Source organism: Burkholderia sp. LMG 13014, assembly GCF_905232215.1.
GTDB lineage: Bacteria > Pseudomonadota > Gammaproteobacteria > Burkholderiales > Burkholderiaceae > Burkholderia.
Genome location: NZ_CAJNKE010000610.1, coordinates 1 through 3,420 on the forward strand (window position 1 = coordinate 1; position 3,420 = coordinate 3,420).

The following is a 3,420-nucleotide window of genomic DNA, read 5'->3' on the forward strand; positions in this document are numbered from 1 at the left end:
CGATTCGCAGCCCATGCTGCGGCACGCTTCGGCGCGGCACATCTGGATCGTCACGCGCGCGGGCGGCGCGGTGCGGAAGTGGTGGTAGTAAGTCAGGACGCCGTGCACTTCCGCGCGCGACAGGTTCAGCGCCTTCGCGAGCGGTGCGACGCAGCCCGGCGGCACGTAGCCGGCGTCGTCCTGGATCGCGTGCAGGATCGCGACCAGCGACTGGCCGGCGCGCGCGTGGCGCTCGACGAGCGCGTCGGGCGCGTGGGAATTCGGGGACATCTTGTGCTCCTCCAAAGTCTCATATGCGCTCGAAATTCATATAGTGCGCATCGCGACTTCGATCTGATTGATTTTGACCAACGATAAGCGGAAGATTTGGCCGTCGCAATAGGAAATCGGAGTGCATAATTGATTCGAATCGAATGCGACGCGTATCTGACCGTACGCGACACGGAAGGCCGCACGGCCAGCTTGTCGGATGTCGCGCCCTTGCTGGAACTCGTGGCCGACACGGGCAGCATTGCGCAGGCCGCGCACGCGAAAGGGCTGTCCTACCGGCACGCCTGGGGCATGCTGCGCGCGCTGGAGGCGTGCATCGGCGGGGAACTGATCGAAACCGCGCGCGGCAAGGGCTCGACGCTGTCGGCGCTCGGGCAGGCGGTCGTCGATGCGCAACGCCTCGCGCGCAGCCGGCTCGACGGGAACCTGCGCACGCTGGCGGCCGAAGTGGCGAGCGACCTGAATCGTCGGCTCGCGCAGCGTGATGGCGCCGTGCGCATCCACGCGTCGCACGGCTACGCGGTTGCGACGCTCGTCTCCGCGCTCGTCGATGCGCAGGCGGCTGTCGACATCAAGTACCGCGAGAGCGTCGAGGCCGTGCAGGCGCTTGCCCGCGGCGAGTGCGACCTGGCCGGCTTTCATCTGCCGCGCGGCGCGTTTCGCGCGCAGTGCGCACAGATCTACCGGCCGTGGCTCGACGATACGCGCCATGTGCTGATCCACCTGACACGGCGCCAGCAGGGGCTGTTCGTTCCGCGCGGCAACCCGAAGCAGGTTCGTGGGCTCGCGGATCTCGCGCGCAATGACATCCGCTTCGTCAACCGCCAGCCGGGGTCGGGTACGCGGATGCTGCTGGATCTCGCGCTGCGCGCGATCGGCATCGATCCCGAGCGCATCGACGGCTACGCGTCGGCCGAGCTCACGCATTCGGCGATCGCGGCATTCGTCGCGAGCGGGATGGCCGATCTCGGCTTCGGCGTCGAGCCAGCCGCCCATCATTTCGGGCTCGATTTCATCCCGGTCGTCGACGAGGACTATTACTTCGCGTGCGAACGCGCGCAGCTCGACGCGCGGCCGCTTGCCGGCGTACTGGCGCTGCTGCGCGACGCGCGTTTCGTCGAGCGCGTCGCGCATCTCGACGGCTACGATCCGGCCGCGTGCGGATCGGTGACGAGCATCGTGACGGGGCTGGCCGGAGGCGAGGGCGCGAGCGTGCCGGACGGCAATTCCCGGTAACGCGGGCGCGATCGAACCGCGATGCAGCAGCGGGGGATTTGCGCTACGCTTGCCGCTTGATCAACGTTCCATCAAGCACGCCGTTCAAGCGTCATCCCGCCATGAAATTTTCCGTTCCCCTCGCCGCGGCAGCGTTGACCGCGGGGCTGCTGGTCGCTGTTTCGCCGCTTGCGCTCGCGCAGAATTCTCCGGGTGTGCCCGGCGGTATCCTGAGCGAACAGTTTCGCCTGAACGAGCATCCGCAGATGCCGTTCGCAGCGTCGACGCCGTCGCAGAAATACCAGAGCGGCAAGAAGTCGGCCTTGCGTCGCAAGGGCGACTTGGGCGATCCGAACGGCTGCAACCTGAAGTGTCCGATGGATAGCCGGTAACGCGGCGGACGGGCGCGCCCGCACGACGGTCATGCTGCACCGGTTCGATGGTGCGCGTTGCATCCGCGCATCGGCCTGATCGGCTGACCGGCAACTGCAGGATCCCTTGCGCTTTTGATTCTGTCCGAGCCCCGCGAAGCGTTGCCGCTTCGCGGGGCTCTTTGCTTTCCAGCGAATCTTCATGCGATTCGATTCGATTCGATTCGAGGCGAGGCGAGGCGAGGCGATGCCCGCGTGTGCGCATCACCGCCCTGATGGGGAATATAGGGTTAACCCGTAATCCAGGAAGGATGTCTTCCTGAAACCTGCCTTATTCTTAAGCATCCGCCTACATAAACTTCAGGTTGTCAGCGATGAACAAGGTGTTCACCGCGAACACAGACAAATCTGGAGGTAGGTCATCATGAAGTCGCTCGTTCAAGCTGTTGTCGTTGCTGCTGCTCTCGTTGCCCCGGTCGTGTCGTTCGCCCAGTCGGGTTCGACGATCACCCGCGCACAGGTTCGCGCCGAACTGGTCCAGCTGCAGCAGGCAGGTTACAACTCCGCTCGCGGCGAAGATCCGCATTACCCGGAAGCGATCCAGGCTGCAACGGCGCGTGTTGCAGAGCAGCAGCGCGCTGCGCTGGCGCAAGGGCAAGGCGCCGACGCCAGCGGCTACGGTGCACAGGCGCAGGGCGCGTCGGCATCGGGTTCGCGTGCCATGGGCGTGCGCCCGGCCACCGCTGAAGAAATGAAGTCGCTGTATCGCGGCAGCTAAGCCGCGCATCGCCCGGTGTGCGTGAATGCCGGGTGCGACGACTCGTCGCGCCCGGCGCCGCTGCACCCGGGCTGGCCGTTGCCTGGTGCGATCGATGATTGCGCAGGCGCGGCAGGACATCCGTCACCTCCTGTCGCCGGAAGTCCGGCGGCATTCCGCCCGGCCCACCCGTGGCTGGGCGCTTTTTCGGAAGGAGAGGGACGCATGCGTTTCGCAGGCAACAAAAAACCCCGCAGACTTGCGTCATGCGGGGTTCGTGCGGCGAACGCGGAATTTGGTGGAGGCGGCGGGAATCGAACCCGCGTCCAGAAGCGCTCCACGACTAGTTCTACATGTTTAGTTCAGTCATTTGATTTAACCGCAGCGACGCGGACGAACACGCTGCACTACGGCGATTCGCTAGGTTTTCGACCCTGGCGTCGCGACGCCGACAGGGCTTAACTGACGTAAATGACCTCTGGCGGTATTGCTACCGGTCTTGCGACACTAGCCCGTCAGTGAACTAGGCAGAGGACGGCGGCCGTTAGGCTGCCAGTGCGAACGTATCGTCGTTTGCAGTTACGATTTTCCCATTGATTAACGAGGTGACGGGTCCTCGACATGCCCTAGCCGCTTCACAACCCCTGTCGAAACCAGGTCGCCCCCGCGGATAAGATCAAACATTATAGCCCAACATCGCGCAGCAGTTCGCGTAGTTGCTGCGTCGTGTCGACGAGATGTTGTGCTTGCCAGTCAGCCGGCGCGGTGCCGTCGCCGCAATAGCCGTACGCGGCCGCGACCGTCGCC

General features: G+C 64.9%; 4 protein-coding genes, 1 other RNA gene and 1 pseudogene. 3 read left to right on the forward strand and 3 right to left on the reverse strand.

Annotated elements, in window-relative coordinates; all coding sequences use genetic code 11:
* Window positions 1–270, reverse strand: a 270-nt coding sequence (locus JYJ84_RS31815) for an NAD(P)H-dependent oxidoreductase subunit E (RefSeq protein WP_205189943.1), incomplete at its 3' end; no start/stop codon positions are given.
* 129 nt (window positions 271–399) lie between these two features.
* Here JYJ84_RS31815 and JYJ84_RS31820 point away from each other — a divergent pair.
* The 3 genes from JYJ84_RS31820 to JYJ84_RS31830 all read left to right on the forward strand — a co-directional run bounded on the left by JYJ84_RS31820 (window position 400) and on the right by JYJ84_RS31830 (window position 2,634).
* Window positions 400–1,506: a substrate-binding domain-containing protein gene (locus JYJ84_RS31820; protein ID WP_175223445.1), complete on the forward strand. Its 1,107-nt coding sequence runs from the start codon at window positions 400–402 to the stop codon at window positions 1,504–1,506.
* A 101-nt stretch (window positions 1,507–1,607) separates the two neighbouring features.
* Window positions 1,608–1,877, forward strand: coding sequence for a hypothetical protein (locus JYJ84_RS31825; protein WP_122944779.1), 270 nt, complete (start codon window positions 1,608–1,610; stop codon window positions 1,875–1,877).
* Between the two features lie 403 nt (window positions 1,878–2,280).
* Window positions 2,281–2,634, forward strand: coding sequence for a DUF4148 domain-containing protein (locus JYJ84_RS31830; RefSeq protein WP_175223444.1), 354 nt, complete (start codon window positions 2,281–2,283; stop codon window positions 2,632–2,634).
* A gap of 275 nt (window positions 2,635–2,909) precedes the next feature.
* On the opposite strand, the gene ssrA is transcribed toward JYJ84_RS31830, so the two are convergent.
* Window positions 2,910–3,279, reverse strand: a transfer-messenger RNA (tmRNA) gene (gene ssrA / locus JYJ84_RS31835).
* A gap of 17 nt (window positions 3,280–3,296) precedes the next feature.
* Window positions 3,297–3,420 (reverse strand): annotated as a pseudogene (locus tag JYJ84_RS31840) (phosphoglycolate phosphatase); the annotation flags it as partial.